13 protein-coding genes and 1 tRNA gene are annotated in these 15,170 nt (G+C 39.9%); 12 read left to right on the top strand and 2 right to left on the bottom strand.

What is annotated here, in order from left to right:
- Window positions 1–61: 61 nt before the first annotated feature.
- From O1Q80_RS05305 to truB, 7 genes are all read left to right on the top strand, one after another.
- A complete protein-coding gene (locus tag O1Q80_RS05305) occupies window positions 62–184 on the top strand; it encodes a hypothetical protein (RefSeq protein ID WP_386693476.1) in 123 nt (40 codons plus the stop codon).
- 52 nt (window positions 185–236) lie between these two features.
- Window positions 237–313, top strand: a tRNA-Met gene (locus O1Q80_RS05310).
- 178 nt (window positions 314–491) lie between these two features.
- Window positions 492–947, top strand: coding sequence for a ribosome maturation factor RimP (gene rimP / locus O1Q80_RS05315; protein WP_386690072.1), 456 nt, complete (start codon window positions 492–494; stop codon window positions 945–947).
- Window positions 948–984: 37 nt separating this feature from the next.
- Window positions 985–2,517, top strand: a complete 1,533-nt coding sequence (gene nusA, locus O1Q80_RS05320; RefSeq protein ID WP_386693478.1) for a transcription termination factor NusA — start codon at window positions 985–987, stop codon at window positions 2,515–2,517.
- Window positions 2,518–2,536: 19 nt separating this feature from the next.
- Complete coding sequence (gene infB / locus O1Q80_RS05325; protein ID WP_386693479.1) at window positions 2,537–5,020, top strand: translation initiation factor IF-2; 2,484 nt, start codon at window positions 2,537–2,539, stop codon at window positions 5,018–5,020.
- A 229-nt stretch (window positions 5,021–5,249) separates the two neighbouring features.
- On the top strand, window positions 5,250–5,633 hold the full coding sequence (gene rbfA / locus O1Q80_RS05330; RefSeq protein ID WP_386693480.1) for a 30S ribosome-binding factor RbfA: 384 nt from the start codon (window positions 5,250–5,252) through the stop codon (window positions 5,631–5,633).
- Window positions 5,633–6,550, top strand: coding sequence for a tRNA pseudouridine(55) synthase TruB (truB, locus tag O1Q80_RS05335; RefSeq protein WP_386693482.1), 918 nt, complete (start codon window positions 5,633–5,635; stop codon window positions 6,548–6,550). Before rbfA ends, truB begins: the two co-directional genes overlap by 1 nt.
- Window positions 6,551–6,595: 45 nt before the next feature.
- On the opposite strand, the gene tyrS is transcribed toward truB, so the two are convergent.
- A complete protein-coding gene (gene tyrS, locus O1Q80_RS05340) occupies window positions 6,596–7,786 on the bottom strand; it encodes a tyrosine--tRNA ligase (protein WP_386693485.1) in 1,191 nt (396 codons plus the stop codon).
- Window positions 7,787–7,922: 136 nt separating this feature from the next.
- On the opposite strand from tyrS, the gene O1Q80_RS05345 reads away from it, so the two are divergent.
- The 5 genes from O1Q80_RS05345 (at window position 7,923) to aroG (ending at window position 13,690) form a co-directional block, all read left to right on the top strand.
- Entirely contained in the window at window positions 7,923–8,864 is a 942-nt protein-coding gene (locus O1Q80_RS05345; protein ID WP_386693487.1) for a 2-hydroxyacid dehydrogenase, read from the top strand.
- Window positions 8,864–10,069 (top strand): lipoprotein-releasing ABC transporter permease subunit, encoded by a 1,206-nt coding sequence (locus O1Q80_RS05350; RefSeq protein WP_386693489.1) that lies wholly within the window; start codon window positions 8,864–8,866, stop codon window positions 10,067–10,069. The genes O1Q80_RS05345 and O1Q80_RS05350 overlap by 1 nt, the downstream gene beginning before the upstream one ends.
- A 517-nt stretch (window positions 10,070–10,586) precedes the next feature.
- On the top strand, window positions 10,587–11,267 hold the full coding sequence (lolD, locus tag O1Q80_RS05355) for a lipoprotein-releasing ABC transporter ATP-binding protein LolD (protein ID WP_386693491.1): 681 nt from the start codon (window positions 10,587–10,589) through the stop codon (window positions 11,265–11,267).
- Window positions 11,268–11,270: 3 nt separating this feature from the next.
- Window positions 11,271–12,509 (top strand): lipoprotein-releasing ABC transporter permease subunit LolE, encoded by a 1,239-nt coding sequence (gene lolE, locus O1Q80_RS05360; RefSeq protein ID WP_386693492.1) that lies wholly within the window; start codon window positions 11,271–11,273, stop codon window positions 12,507–12,509.
- A gap of 101 nt (window positions 12,510–12,610) precedes the next feature.
- Window positions 12,611–13,690 (top strand): 3-deoxy-7-phosphoheptulonate synthase AroG, encoded by a 1,080-nt coding sequence (aroG, locus tag O1Q80_RS05365; RefSeq protein WP_386693494.1) that lies wholly within the window; start codon window positions 12,611–12,613, stop codon window positions 13,688–13,690.
- A gap of 66 nt (window positions 13,691–13,756) precedes the next feature.
- Here aroG and wbaP read toward each other — a convergent pair whose 3' ends face one another.
- Window positions 13,757–15,169, bottom strand: coding sequence for an undecaprenyl-phosphate galactose phosphotransferase WbaP (wbaP, locus tag O1Q80_RS05370; protein WP_386693496.1), 1,413 nt, complete (start codon window positions 15,167–15,169; stop codon window positions 13,757–13,759).
- Window position 15,170: the final 1 nt, after the last annotated feature.

Below are 15,170 nucleotides of genomic sequence, written 5' to 3' on the forward strand. Positions count from 1 at the left end.
TCTTAACAGTTTTATGATATTGCGGTACAATTCCCCTTTAATTTAATTTTAGGAGAGTATGATGAAAAAGATAATTTTGTTTATTTTAATGGCGAGTTTTCTTTCAGCTTGTACTGTTGGTGGCGGTTTTGGTGCGAGTAATGGTGGGGTTGGTGTTGCAGTTGGTACAGGCATTGGATTTTAAAAAAAACTTGAATTGTTTAAATCTTTATGTATAATACGCCACATATTTCGGACGCGGGGTGGAGCAGCTTGGTAGCTCGTCGGGCTCATAACCCGAAGGTCGTTGGTTCAAATCCAGCCCCCGCAACCACTTTCTTATTAAGTTTATTGGTAAGAAAGGAAATAAAGGTTCAGTGAAACCCAAATTTGGAATTTGGGTTTTTTTGTACGTAAAATTTGAGAGTTTACACTGGGCTTTTAAGCCCTTTTTTTGTGTCTGAATACAGATAACAGAAGATAGAGGACAGAAAAGGAAACAAGGATAATAAATGGCAACATTAGAACAAAAATTAACAGAATTGCTGCAAGGATCAGTGCAAGATTTAGGCTGTGAGCTTTGGGGTATCGAGTGTCAACGATCTGGGCGTTTTATGACGGTTCGTTTATTTATTGATAAAGACGGCGGTGTGACAGTAGAAGATTGTGCAGATGTTAGCCGTCAAGTCAGTGCTATCTTAGATGTAGAAGATCCCATTGCGGATAAATACAACCTTGAAGTATCTTCACCAGGTTTGGATCGTCCGCTGTTTAGTTTGGCACAATATGAACGCTATATTGGTAAGGAAATTTGTGTACATTTGCGTATTCCTGTGGCAGATCGCCGTAAATGGCAAGGTATATTAGAAAAAATTGACAATGATATGTTGACCTTAATTGTCGATAATCAACCGCAAACCTTAGTGTTTGGTAATATCCAAAAAGCGAATGTTGTGGCAAAATTTTAGTCATCGAATTTAACTATTAATAAGGATAATGAAAAAAATGAGTAAAGAAATTTTATTAGCGGCTGAAGCCGTATCTAACGAGAAATCCCTACCAAAAGAAGTGATTTTTGAGGCGTTAGAAAGTGCAATCGCCCTTTCAACTAAGAAAAAGCATGCTCAAAAACAAGAGCGTTTAGGGGTTGAAAAACCCTCTGAAATTGATGTTCGTGTAGCGATTGATCCTAAAACAGGTGAATTTGATACATTTCGTCGTTGGACAGTAGTCGAAGAAGTGACTAACCCGACTAAAGAAATTACGCTTGATGCTGCTCGTTTAGATGATCCAAATATTCAAGTAGGTGATTTTGTTGAAGATCAAATTGAATCTGTGGCGTTTGACCGTATTACGATGCAAACTGCACGTCAAGTAATTAGTACTAAAATTCGTGATGCGGAACGCAGCCGAGTGGTTGAGCAATTTGTTAGTGAAGAAGGTCATATCGTTATTGGTACGGTAAAAAAAGTTAATCGTGAAACTATTATTCTGGAATTAATTGGTAACAAAGAAGATCCTGTAAAAGCTGAAGCGGTGATTGTACGTGAAGATATGTTACCACGCGAAAATTTCCGCCCAGGGGATCGTGTTCGTGGTGTGTTGTATAAAGTTTCACCAGAAAGCAAAGGGGCTCAATTATTTGTGACCCGTGCGAAGCCGATTATGTTGGAAGAATTATTCCGCTTAGAAGTCCCAGAAATTGGTGAGGAAGTGATCGAGATTAAAGGTTCTGCTCGTGACCCTGGCTCAAGAGCAAAAATTGCGGTGAAAAGTAGCGATAAACGTATCGATCCAGTTGGTGCTTGTGTGGGTATGCGTGGGGCAAGAGTACAGGCAATTACCAATGAATTAGGTGGTGAGCGAGTGGATATTGTACTTTGGGACGATAATCCAGCTCAATACGTGATTAATGCCATGGCACCAGCTGATGTAAGTTCTATTGTGGTAGATGAAGATAATCATTCTATGGATATTGCGGTTGAGCCAGCAAATCTTGCACAAGCCATTGGTCGTAATGGACAAAATGTCCGTTTAGCCACTCAACTGACAGGTTGGACTTTAAACGTGATGACCACCGATGAGCTGAATGAAAAACACCAAGCGGAAGATAATAAAATTTTAAGATTATTTATGACCGCACTTGAGATTGATGAAAACTTTGCTCAAATTTTGATTGATGAAGGTTTTACTTCTCTTGAAGAAATCGCCTATGTTTCGGTGAGTGAATTAACGGCGATTGATGGATTGGAAGATGAAGATCTGATTGAAGAATTGCAAACTCGAGCGAAGAATGCAATTACCGCAACGGCATTAGCCGAAGAAAAAGCATTAGAGTCCGCACATATTGAAGAGCGTTTATTAAACCTTGACGGTATGGAGCGTCATATTGCTTTTAAATTAGCGGAACAAGGTATTGTTACCCTAGAAGAATTAGCGGAACAAGGGGTTGATGATTTGGCAGAAATTGAAGAATTAAGCCCAGAAAAAGCAGCTGAATTAATTATGGCAGCCCGTGAAATCTGTTGGTTTAGTTAATCGTTGTAAGGAGGATATTATGACTGATAAATTAGAAAATGAAGCACCGAAAAAATTGAGCTTACAACGCCGTACTAAAACAACAGTGAGTACGACTACGCCAACAGGTAAAGCCAAAGCCGTACAGGTTGAAGTTCGTAAATCACGTAAAATTGATACTGAAGCAGCTAAAAAAGCGGCGGAACAAGCTAGATTAAAAGCGAAACAAGAAGCAGAAGTTAAAGAAGCCAGTGACAAAGTCAAAAAAGAACGAGAAATGAAATCTGAATTAGTTAAAGCAAAAGTTGAAGCTAAAGCTAAACCAGAAAAAAGTGCGGTGCAAAAACCACTCGATCCTGAAAAAGAAAAACGTCGTGCGGAAGAAGCGGAATTACGTCGTAAAGCAGAAGAATTGGCACGTCAGAAAGCAGAAGAGCAAGCTCGTAAAGCAGCAGAAGAAGCAAGACGTTATGCTGAACGTGAAGATAATCATCATGAAACGAGCAGTGCAGAGGATTTTGCGGATTATCATTTAACTTCAAGTTATGCCCGTGATGCAGAAGATGAGGTTTCACGCCGTAATGAAGGTCGTGGACGTGGTGGTAAAAATAAAGTTGTCAAAGCCAAAAAAGGTGGACGTGATGATGAAAAGGGCAATAAAAATGAACGCCAATCAGATCGTCGTAACCAAAAAGATGTAAAAGGCAAAGGTAAACAGGGTAAAAAAGGCAGTTCAATTCAACAAGCCTTTACTAAACCTGCTGCCGCAGTTAACCGTGATGTGGTGATCGGTGAAACTATTACGGTTGCTGAATTAGCCAATAAAATGGCGATTAAAGCCTCGGAAATCATTAAAACCATGATGAAAATGGGCGAAATGGTGACGATTAACCAAGTGATCGACCAAGAAACTGCTCAATTAGTGGCGGAAGAATTAGGTCATAAAGTCATTTTACGTAAAGAAAATGAGCTAGAAGAATCAGTATTGGGTGATCGTGATACGCAGGCGGAAAAAGTCAATCGTGCTCCAGTGGTAACGATTATGGGTCACGTTGACCACGGTAAAACCTCTTTACTTGACTACATTCGTAAAGCCAAAGTGGCAGCAGGCGAAGCGGGTGGTATTACTCAACATATTGGTGCATATCATGTTGAAACCAAAGGTAAAGTGATTACTTTCTTGGATACTCCAGGACATGCAGCATTTACTTCTATGCGCGCTCGTGGTGCGAAAGCAACGGATATCGTGGTATTAGTGGTGGCGGCAGATGATGGTGTGATGCCACAAACTATTGAGGCGATTCAACATGCGAGAGCAGCAGGTGTGCCGATCGTGGTAGCCGTGAACAAAATCGATAAGCCAGAAGCTAACCCAGATCGTGTAGAGCAAGAATTATTGCAATACGAAGTGGTAGCAGAAAAATTTGGTGGTGATGTGCAGTTTGTGCATGTTTCGGCGAAAAAAGGGTTTGGGGTCGATGAACTGCTTGATGCGATTTTATTACAATCCGAAGTGCTTGAATTAACTGCTGTGAAAGACGGTATGGCAAGTGGGGTGGTGATTGAATCTTATCTTGATAAAGGTCGTGGTCCAGTGGCAACTATTTTAGTGCAATCAGGTACATTAAACCGTGGTGATATTGTACTTTGTGGTTTTGAATATGGTCGCGTGCGAGCAATGCGTGATGAAGATGGCAAGGAAATCGATAGTGCAGGTCCATCAATTCCTGTGGAAGTGTTAGGACTTTCTGGCGTGCCAGCGGCAGGGGACGAAGCGACAGTAGTGCGTGATGAGAAGAAAGCCCGTGAAGTGGCATTATATCGTCAAGGCAAATTCCGTGATGTGAAACTTGCTCGTCAGCAAAAAGCGAAACTGGAAAATATGTTTAGCAATATGGCAGAAGGTGATGTAGCAGAATTGAATGTTATTGTGAAAGCCGATGTACAGGGTTCTGTGGAAGCTATTGTTCAATCCTTACAAGAACTTTCAACGGACGAAGTGAAAGTGAAAGTGGTGGGTTCAGGTGTAGGTGGTATCACTGAAACTGATGCGACCTTAGCCGCTGCATCTAATGCGATTATGGTCGGCTTTAACGTACGTGCCGATGCGTCTGCTCGCCGAATTATTGAAAGTGAAAATATTGATTTACGTTATTATTCTATTATTTATGAATTGCTAAACGAAATCAAAGCGGCAATGAGCGGTATGTTACAACCTGAATTTAAACAAGAAATTATCGGTCTTGCCGAAGTGCGTGATGTGTTCCGTCACCCTAAATTTGGGGCGATTGCAGGTTGTATGGTGACCGAGGGTGTAGTGAAACGTAACAACCCAATCCGTGTGTTGCGTGATAACGTGGTGATTTTTGAAGGCGAATTAGAATCTCTCCGCCGTTTCAAAGATGATGTTAGCGAAGTGCGTAATGGTATGGAATGTGGTATCGGCGTGAAAAACTACAACGATGTCAAAGTTGGCGACCAAATCGAAGTATTTGAAGTGGTTGAAGTGAAACGTACGATTTAATAAATGTTAGCCCCCCTCAGGGCTTTGCCCAGCTCCCCCCGCAATGCAGGGGGAGCGAAATTTACAAATTCTATGTAAAATTATAAAGCTTTTGTTCCCCTGCTTACGGGAGCTATCTGCTACAGAAGAGAATGTGATATTCACGTTTTCTTCGCTCCCCCTGTTTACGGGGGGAGCTGTCCGCAGGACTGAGGGGGGCTTTTATTCCTAATAATATAAAGAGAAAACAATGAGTAAAGATTTCAAACGTTCTGACCGAGTCGCACAAGAATTACAAAAAGAAGTGGCAATTATCTTGCAACGGGAAGTAAAAGATCCTCGTATTGGTATGGTAACGGTATCCGATGTTGAGGTATCCCGAGATTTAGCCTATGCCAAAATCTTTGTGACATTCTTATTTGATCACGATGAATCCGCTATTGAACAGGGTATGAAAGGTTTAGAAAAAGCTGCTCCGTATATTCGCTCGTTAGTTGGTAAAGCGATGCGATTACGCATTGTGCCAGAGTTACGCTTTGTTTACGATCAGTCTTTGGTGGAAGGTATGCGTATGTCAAACTTAGTGACAGACGTTATTCGCAAAGATCAAGAACGACACATAGAGGAAAACTAATGTCTCGACCACGTAAAAAAGGTAGAGATATTCACGGCGTATTTTTACTGGATAAACCGCAAGGTATGTCGTCTAACGATATTTTGCAGAAAGTAAAACGCTTATATCAAGCCAATAAAGCTGGGCATACGGGAGCATTAGACCCATTGGCAACAGGCATGTTGCCAATTTGTTTAGGCGAAGCCACTAAATTTAGTCAGTTTTTGCTTGATGCGGATAAACGCTATCTTGTCACGGCAAAATTGGGTGAACGCACTGACACCTCTGATGCAGAAGGTCAAATTGTACAAACTCGAGAAGTGCGGTCAAAAATACCCGAGATTTTAACCGCACTTGAGCATTTTCGTGGCGATTTAATGCAAGTACCTACCATGTTTTCAGCCTTAAAACATCAGGGTAAACCCTTGTATGAATATGCCCGACAAGGTATCACCGTAGAACGTGAAGCACGTCCGATTCGTATTTTTGAACTGAATTTTATTTCCTACCAAGCTCCGTATTTAACCCTTGAAGTGCATTGTTCTAAAGGCACCTATATTCGTACCTTGGTGGACGATTTAGGCGAATATTTAGGCTGTGGAGCGCATGTCACCATGCTACGCCGTACTGCTGTGGCGGATTATCCTACAGACAAAATGCTCAGTTGGGAACAGTTACAAGTATTAGGCGAACAACAAGATTTGACTTTACTGGATAGCTATTTGTTACCCGTAGATAGTGCGGTTTCAAAACTTCCTATACTCAGGTTAAGCGTTGAACAAACCAACGCCGTCAGCTTTGGGCAACGGGTGAAATTTGAAAATAGCCAACAATGTTACGGTCAAGTGCGGTTATTTTCTGATAAGAATTTGTTTTTAGGTGTCGCAGACATCGGTAAAGATAATGTGATAAGACCGAGTCGAATGGTGAATTGGTAAGATAAGAATAGAACAGGGGCATCGTGAAATGCCCCTTTTTCATCATTATTTGATAGTTACTCTAGCAAATTTACGTTTACCCACCTGATAAACGGCTGTCGTACCAGCTTTGATGATCTGTTTCACATCATTTACGGCTTCACCGTTGATTTTCACACCGCCTTGTTGAGCTGCACGAATGGCTTCTGATGTGGACGGCACTAAGCCAGCTTCTTTTAATAAATTAGCTAACCCAATTTCGCTCTCAAAAGTAAATTCAGGCATTTCATCGGGCATTGCCCCTTTTTGGAAACGGTTGATAAATTCTTGTTCTGCTGCATCGGCTGCCGCTTGATCGTGGAAACGAGCGATGATTTCTTTGGCTAACAAAATTTTCACATCACGTGGATTTTTACCATTTTCCACATCGGCTTTTAATTGAGCAATTTCCGTTAATGGACGGAAAGACAGCAAATCATACCAATCCCACATTAATTCATCAGAAATGGACATCACTTTACCAAACATCTCATTTGGAGCATCAGCCACGCCAATATAGTTGCCTAAAGATTTGGACATTTTTTTCTCGCCGTCTAAGCCCACTAATAATGGCAAGGTAATGGCGACTTGTGGTTTTTGTCCGTTGGCTTTTTGCAGTTCACGACCGATTAATAGATTGAACGTTTGGTCGGTTCCGCCTAATTCTACGTCTGATTCTAAATGAACAGAATCGTAGCCTTGTAATAACGGATAAATAAATTCATGAATAGCAATAGGTTGTTGATTAGCAAAACGTTTTTTGAAATCATCACGTTCTAGCATACGAGCTACGGTATAGTTAGAAGCTAAACGAATCATGCCCTCGGTGCCAAGCTGTCCCAACCATTCAGAGTTAAACACAATTTGAGTTTTTTGTGGATCGAGAATTTTGAAAATTTGTTGTTTATAGGTTTCCGCATTACGTAACACATCTTCACGTGTTAGCGGTGGGCGAGTGGTATTTTTACCTGATGGATCGCCTACCATACCTGTAAAATCCCCGATTAAAAACTGCACTTGATGTCCTAATTCTTGGAATTGGCGTAATTTATTTAGCACCACCGTATGACCTAAATGAATGTCAGGTGCGGTTGGGTCAGCCCCGAGTTTCACACGCAACGGGCGGTTTTCTTTGAGTTTTTCGATTAAATCTTGTTCTGAAAAAATTTGATCAATGCCGCGTTTTAGTTCTGCGAGAACCGTATTCAAGTCTGTCATTTTGATTCCTAATTTGAACTTTAAAATAAAGCCTACATTATAGGCAAATTCAAATAAAGATAAAGCCTAGAATGATTTTTTTTCTGTTTTTTGTTATGCTAGTCATCGTTTCGTCACATCAATAAAGGAGTATTCTATGAAAATCGTCTTTCTTGACAGTACAGCATTACCAAAACACATTCCGATTCCACGCCCAAATTTTGATCATCAATGGGTTGAATTTGAATATACATCAGCGGATCAGGTGCTTGAACATGCTCAAGATGCAGATATTGTGATTACTAGTAAGGTTGTGTTTAATCGTGAGAATATGCGTCAGTTACCTAAATTAAAATTAATCGCTCTCACCGCTACAGGCACAAACAATATCGATTTAGTCGCTGCTAAAGAGCTTGGTATTAGCGTAAAAAATGTTACAGGCTATTCTTCTGTTACGGTACCTGAGCATGTATTAGGCTTTATTTTCAGTTTAAAACATAGTTTACATTTGTGGTATCATGATCAGTTACAAGGCAAGTGGGCGGAAAGCAAACAATTTTGTTATTTTGATTACCCCGTGACGGATGTAAAAGGTTCTACTTTAGGTATATTCGGTAAAGGTTGTTTAGGTACAGAAGTAGGACGTTTAGCCAGTGCTTTAGGTATGAAAGTACTTTATGCCGAACATAAAAATGCCACCCAATGCCGTGCTGGTTATACGCCATTTTATGAAGTATTGGCTCAAGCAGATATTTTAACCTTGCATTGCCCCTTAACACCAGACACCCAAAATTTAATTAACGCAGAAACCTTAGCCCATTGTAAAAAGGGGGCATTGTTGATTAATACGGGGCGTGGACCTTTAATTGATGAGCAAGCGGTAGTCGATGCGTTAAAAAGTGGGCAATTAGCAGGGGCAGCACTTGATGTATTAGGCAAAGAACCACCAGCCAAAGATAATCCGTTAATTGTGGCGGCTCAAACCTTACCAAATTTGATTATTACACCACATATAGCTTGGGCATCAGATCAAGCAGTAACCATTTTAGCGGATAAAGTGCGGTTAAATTTAGAAGAATTTGTGAGAACGGGAAAATAATGAATTTAGGCATTTCAGCGTTTATTGCCTTACGTTACTGGCGAGCCAAAAGTGCGGATCGTTTTGGACGATTAGTGACTAACCTTGCCAGTAGCGGCATTGTACTTGGTGTGATGGCGTTGATTATTGTTTTATCGGTAATGAACGGGTTAGAACAACATCAAAAACGCCAAGTTTTATCGAGCTTACCGCATGCGATTGTGATGAAGAAAGACGGTTATTTTGATACTAAACAATTCCAGTCGGAATTGCCTGATTTGAGCCAATTTCAACAGATTAACCACGTTACTCTGATTAATCGCACAAACGCAATTTACCAAACTACTCAAGGCGTAAGTGCTGGACAAGTGATTGGCGTGAACAATCCAACGGATGATCATCTGTTAAGCTATCTTAAACAAGCTGAACTGGATAATTTATTGCCAACGGGTGAATTTAAGTTAATTATCGGTTCGCAATTAGCTCAGAATTTAAATGTGCAAGTGGGCGATAAAATCCGTCTAATGCTTACAGAAAATAGTCAATATACGCCTTTAGGACGTATACCGATGCAGCGATTATTTACCGTGAGTGAGATTTATCCTGCTAGTAATGAAGTATCAGGTTATGAAACTTTTGCGAACTTAGCGGATATTGGGCGTTTAATGCGAATTAAACCTGAAAATGCACAAGGCGTACGATTATTTCTGCAAGATCCTTTTCAAATCACTGAACTTCCCCAAATTTTCCCCGAAGATCAATGGCAAATTGATGATTGGCGAAGTCAAAAAGGCGAATTTTTTCAAGCGGTACGCATGGAAAAAAACATGATGGGCTTATTAATTAGCTTAATTATCGTGGTGGCGGTGAGCAATATTATTACCTCATTGAGTTTAATGGTGGTGGATAAACAGGGTGAAATTGCGATTTTACAAACCCAAGGCTTAACTAAAAAACAAGTACGGTGGATTTTTATTCTACAAGGTTTTTTTGTGGGATTAGTGGGAACCTTGATCGGTGCCGTGTTAGGCGTGTTGATCACTCTGTATTTAGGCGATATTGTGAATGCCATTAATCCTGTGGGAATTTATTTACCAACCGAGATTAATCTGTGGCAAATTGCGGTGATTGTGGTGTTTTCGTTGGGATTGTCGTTGGTATCGACGGTTTATCCGGCGTATCGGGCAAGTAAAGTTGACCCTGCGGAAGCATTGCGGTATGAGTAGATCTTTACTTTTCTTTGCTTGTGCAAAGAAAAGTAACAAAAGAAACACACCCCAACTTCACCGCTTTTCTTTGCTCGTTTGGCATTTTCTTCACGCTAAATTTTGAACTCGCTACGCTCAGACATGCAAAATTTAGCTAAAAATGCCAAGTCGCAAAGGCGGTTCAGATGGGAACCCCGATTGGATTGAGCGTGGTAAAAGTGCGGTTGAAAAATGAAAAGATTTAAAAATTTACAGATGAAGTAAAATAATGCTCTGACAAAATGGGGTCCCCATGTTTGCCGCCTGAAAATGTTTTAATTTGTAGGAAAATGGCGTCTGTCTGAGCGAAGCGAGTTCAGCCATTTTACGTTAAGCAAATTAAAACATTTTCAGGAAACAAGGCAAACCTGGGGTGTGCTTTCTTTTTGCTTACTTTTACTTTGCACAAGCAAAGAAAAAGTAAGTCGCCATCGGCGAAACCCGATTTAAATAAAATAACCAATTTAAACTAAAAAACTTAACAAAGAATATAAAGATGACAACAGAATTATTAACCTGCAAAAACATCACCAAACACTACCACGACGGCGAAACCAAAACCCAAGTGCTTAACAACGTTAATTTTACGTTGAACGAAAAAGAATTGGTCGCCATTGTCGGCTCATCAGGTTCGGGCAAAAGCACCCTGCTTCACACCCTCGGTGGACTGGATCAACCGACCACGGGCGAAGTGTTTATCAAAGGGCAATCGCTACAAAAAGCAAGTAGCGATGAATTAGCTAAATTACGTAATCAATATCTCGGTTTTGTGTATCAATTTCATCATTTAATGGCGGATTTCACTGCATTGGAAAACGTGATGATGCCAATGTTAATCGGCAATCAAAACAAAACCGAAGCCAAAGATCGGGCGGAAAAAATCTTAAAATCTGTTGGACTTTCGCACCGCATTTCTCACAAACCGTCAGCCTTATCAGGTGGTGAACGTCAGCGTGTGGCGATTGCAAGGGCGTTAGTTAATAATCCAGCGTTGGTATTGGCAGACGAACCGACAGGGAATTTAGATCGTGCTACCACCGAAAGTATTTTTGAGTTAATTCAACGACTTAACCAAGAACAGGGTATTGCCTTTTTATTGGTCACGCACGATTTGCATTTGGCGGAAAAATTACAACGTCGCATGATTATGCAAGACGGCGTATTGCGAGCGGAGTAGGCGATGAATACCGCATTCTTAATTAGTTGGCGTTACCAACGAGCCAAGCAAAAAAATCATTTGGTTTCCCTGATTGCATTTTTCTCTACACTCGGCATTGCATTGGGCGTGGCGGTATTGATCGTGGGATTGAGTGCCATGAATGGGTTTGAGCGAGAACTGAATAACCGTATTTTAGCCGTTGTTCCTCATGCTGAAATTATATCGGCGGAAAATCAGCCCATAACTGACAAACAACAATTAGTCAGCACCTTGCAACAAGTACCCAATATTCAAGGCGTATCGCCTTTTGTCAGTTTTACTGCTTTAGTGGAAAATGGGGCAAAAATGAAAGTGGTGCAAGTGAAAGGAGTGGACAAAACAGCACAAGATACGGTCAGCCGACTAGGGGATTTTGTTCTTGATCAGGCATGGCAATCGTTCTCTAGTCATTCAGGCTTAGTATTAGGCTATGGGATCGCCAAAGAGTTAGAAGTACAAACAGGCGATTGGGTAACGTTGCTGATTTCGCAAAATAACGGTGAAGACATGGCACAGCCAAGTCGAGAGCGGATTCAGGTGTCGGGAATTTTACGTTTAGATGGTCAACTTGATCATAGTTATGCCCTCATGCCGTTAGCCCAAGCACAACAATATTTAGACTACAATGCTAATCAAATTTCAGGTGTCGATCTGAAAGTAGCGGATCCGTTTAATATGAATAGCTTGGATTTTTCTGCGTTAAACAGCTATCCACAATTACTCAATTTACAAACTTGGGTGAGCAAATTCGGCTATATGTACCGTGATATTCAACTGATCCGTACCATCATGTATATTGCCATGGTGCTAGTGATTGGGGTAGCTTGCTTTAATATTATTTCCACGCTGATCATGGCAGTGAAAGACAAAGCAGGCGACATTGCGATTATGCGAACATTGGGGGCAAACAACGCCTTTATTAAACGCATTTTTGTTTGGTATGGCTTACAAGCAGGCATGAAAGGCTGTTTAATCGGCATTGTGTTAGGGGTATTTTTAGCCTTAAATTTAACCGCACTTATTCAAGGTTTAGAAAGCCTGATTGGACGAAAATTATTATCTGACGGCATTTACTTTGTGGATTTCTTACCAACAGAATTACATTGGCAAGATGTGCTATTCGTGTTGGTTTCTGCATTATTATTGAGTTTATTGGCAAGTCTTTACCCAGCCAATCGAGCTGCAAAATTACAACCTGCTCAAGTATTAAGCAGTTATTAAAATAATTGCATTGTACTAGTTTACTAGTGCAGAAATTGATGCTACATTAACAGCATGTTTACACGGAAAGTGTTTTATTGATTTTATGAGAGTGATGAACTATGGTAAAAAGTAAAAATGAAATTCGTATTGCGAATGACGATACCCGTATTGGTAAAATTGAACAATTATTGCCCCCAGTCGCATTATTAGAAAAATATCCAGCCAGCGATGTAGCGATTAAAACGGTAAAAGCGGCACGCCTTGAAGCACATAATATTATTCATGGTACAGATGATCGTTTATTAGTCGTGATTGGTCCTTGTTCGATTCATGATCCAAAAGCGGCAATGGAATATGCGAACCGATTAAAACCATTACGTGATAAATACAAAGACGCATTACAAATTATTATGCGTGTGTATTTTGAAAAACCTCGTACTACTGTGGGTTGGAAAGGGTTGATTAACGATCCGTATTTAAACGACAGCTATGCGTTAAATGATGGTTTGCGTATAGCACGTAAATTATTAGCCGATATTAATGATTTAGGCTTGCCGACCGCTGGCGAATTTTTAGATATGATCACGCCGCAGTATGTGGCGGATTTAATGAGTTGGGGAGCGATTGGTGCAAGAACCACCGAATCGCAAGTTCACCGTGAATTAGCCTCAGGACTTTCTTGCCCTGTGGGCTTTAAAAATGCCACCAATGGCGGCGTAAAAATTGCCCTTGATGCTATTGGTGCGGCGGAAGCCCAGCACTATTTCTTATCTGTAACAAAATTTGGACATTCCGCCATCGTTTCTACCAAAGGTAATCAGGATTGCCACATTATCTTACGTGGTGGCGATAAAGCCACCAATTATGACGCAGAAAGCATTGCCAAAGTCTGTGCCGATATTGAAAAAACAGGACATATTGGTCACGTTATGGTCGATTTCAGCCATGCCAACAGCAGCAAGCAATTTAAACGTCAAATGGACGTATGCCAATCTATCTGCAACCAATTAGCCCAAGGTTCAAAACAAATTTTTGGCGTGATGGTAGAAAGCCACTTAGTAGAAGGTCGTCAAGATTTAGTCCCGAATAAACCACTCACTTACGGGCAAAGTATTACCGACGATTGTATCGGTTGGGAAGACACCGAAATCTTGTTGCAACAGCTTTCAGAGGCAATTAAGAAAAGAAGAAAAGGGTAATTTATTCAGTGAGATAGAAGTAGTGCGGTGGAAAAAATAATAGTTTTTTTCACCGCACTTTTTTGTTTAATAGGCACCATGTCTTTTCAAAACAACATTCACTGTCTTAAGTAAAATAACTATATCATTCCACAATGACCAATTTTTGACGTACCAAGAATCAAAGTAGATTCTTTTTTCATAATCAATATCATTGCGTCCACTGATTTGCCATAAACCTGTCATACCTGGTTTTGCCATAAAATAATAATCAACATTATTTTGATAATATACCAATTCATCTTCAACAATTGGGCGAGGACCAACAAGGCTCATATTGCCTTTTAGTACGTTAAATAATTGGGGGAGTTCATCTAAACTATATTGACGCAAGAATTTTCCAATTTTGGTAATTCTTGGATCGTTTTTTAGTTTAAAATCTTTTTCCCATTCTGCTTTTATTTCGCTATTGGTGTTTAATAAGGATGTTAGTACTTCTTCTGAGTTTACCACCATAGAACGGAATTTATAACAACTAAATTTTTGTCCGTTTTGCCCAACGCGTTTATGTTTAAAAATGGCTTTACCGCCATCCCGTTTTATTACATAAGCAAGCCATAACGCAATTGGTGAAAGCATCAAAATTAACATAGACGATAAAATAATATCCATAGCACGTTTTATTATACGCGATGATGCTTTTGCTAGATTATTATTGATACGCAATAAAAGCACGTCATAGCTAAATAGAAAAGAAATATCGGTGCTATATAGCGGTAAACCGCGTAAATTGGGAATAACCGAAACATAACGATAATGATGTTTGGCCAATGCTCTGATCCAAAAATCTAATTCTTCTGATTCTTTTTCTTCTAAGGCGATAATGATTTGTTCAAATTTAGTCGGTGCAATATTTAATAAAAAAAGATCGGTGGCGATATAAACAGGAACGCCTGTATTATTTAATGCAGATGAATGCTGTTCAGAAACCAAAAAACCTTTAATATTCAAACCTAAATAAGATTCAGACTTTAATGCGTTATACGCATCAATAGCATTTTGTCCAGCGCCGATAATAAAGGTATCCTTGATATACCATTGAGTATAAATAAGGTATTTTTTGATTAAGAAACGACATAATGGTACGAGAGTAAAGGATATAAACCAAGTGCCCAGCCATAAACCGCGAGAGAAATCCAATTTAGAAAAAGCCAAAATAGCCAATTCTATAATAGCAAAAATAAAAATAGTACGTAGAATTTCTTTTAATTCAAACCAAAATGGTTTACGGTAGGTATAATGACGTAAGCGTAGCCAATACCAAATTATTGCACAGAAGGTAATGCAAAAATGTGTTTGAAAAAATTCAGCTACATAATTATTTTCAAAAAAATCACTTCTAACATAATGATTATAAGCTAATGACAACAACGCGGCAGAAAAAAGTGAAATAAAATCCACCATTGCTAGAATATATTTGCACAATATCTGCTTATTCATC

This window comes from Lonepinella sp. MS14435, from assembly GCF_042485795.1.
Taxonomy (GTDB): Bacteria; Pseudomonadota; Gammaproteobacteria; order Enterobacterales; family Pasteurellaceae; genus Lonepinella.

What these genes read in the sequence shown, in the direction of transcription:
- O1Q80_RS05305 (WP_386693476.1), top strand. Translation starts at nt 62, where the DNA reads ATGAAAAAGATAATTTTGTTTATTTTAATGGCGAGTTTTCTTTCAGCT.
- rimP (WP_386690072.1), top strand. Translation starts at nt 492, where the DNA reads ATGGCAACATTAGAACAAAAATTAACAGAATTGCTGCAAGGATCAGTG.
- nusA (WP_386693478.1), top strand. Translation starts at nt 985, where the DNA reads ATGAGTAAAGAAATTTTATTAGCGGCTGAAGCCGTATCTAACGAGAAA.
- infB (WP_386693479.1), top strand. Translation starts at nt 2,537, where the DNA reads ATGACTGATAAATTAGAAAATGAAGCACCGAAAAAATTGAGCTTACAA.
- rbfA (WP_386693480.1), top strand. Translation starts at nt 5,250, where the DNA reads ATGAGTAAAGATTTCAAACGTTCTGACCGAGTCGCACAAGAATTACAA.
- truB (WP_386693482.1), top strand. Translation starts at nt 5,633, where the DNA reads ATGTCTCGACCACGTAAAAAAGGTAGAGATATTCACGGCGTATTTTTA.
- tyrS (WP_386693485.1), bottom strand. Translation starts at nt 7,786, where the DNA reads ATGACAGACTTGAATACGGTTCTCGCAGAACTAAAACGCGGCATTGAT.
- O1Q80_RS05345 (WP_386693487.1), top strand. Translation starts at nt 7,923, where the DNA reads ATGAAAATCGTCTTTCTTGACAGTACAGCATTACCAAAACACATTCCG.
- O1Q80_RS05350 (WP_386693489.1), top strand. Translation starts at nt 8,864, where the DNA reads ATGAATTTAGGCATTTCAGCGTTTATTGCCTTACGTTACTGGCGAGCC.
- lolD (WP_386693491.1), top strand. Translation starts at nt 10,587, where the DNA reads ATGACAACAGAATTATTAACCTGCAAAAACATCACCAAACACTACCAC.
- lolE (WP_386693492.1), top strand. Translation starts at nt 11,271, where the DNA reads ATGAATACCGCATTCTTAATTAGTTGGCGTTACCAACGAGCCAAGCAA.
- aroG (WP_386693494.1), top strand. Translation starts at nt 12,611, where the DNA reads ATGGTAAAAAGTAAAAATGAAATTCGTATTGCGAATGACGATACCCGT.
- wbaP (WP_386693496.1), bottom strand. Translation starts at nt 15,169, where the DNA reads ATGAATAAGCAGATATTGTGCAAATATATTCTAGCAATGGTGGATTTT.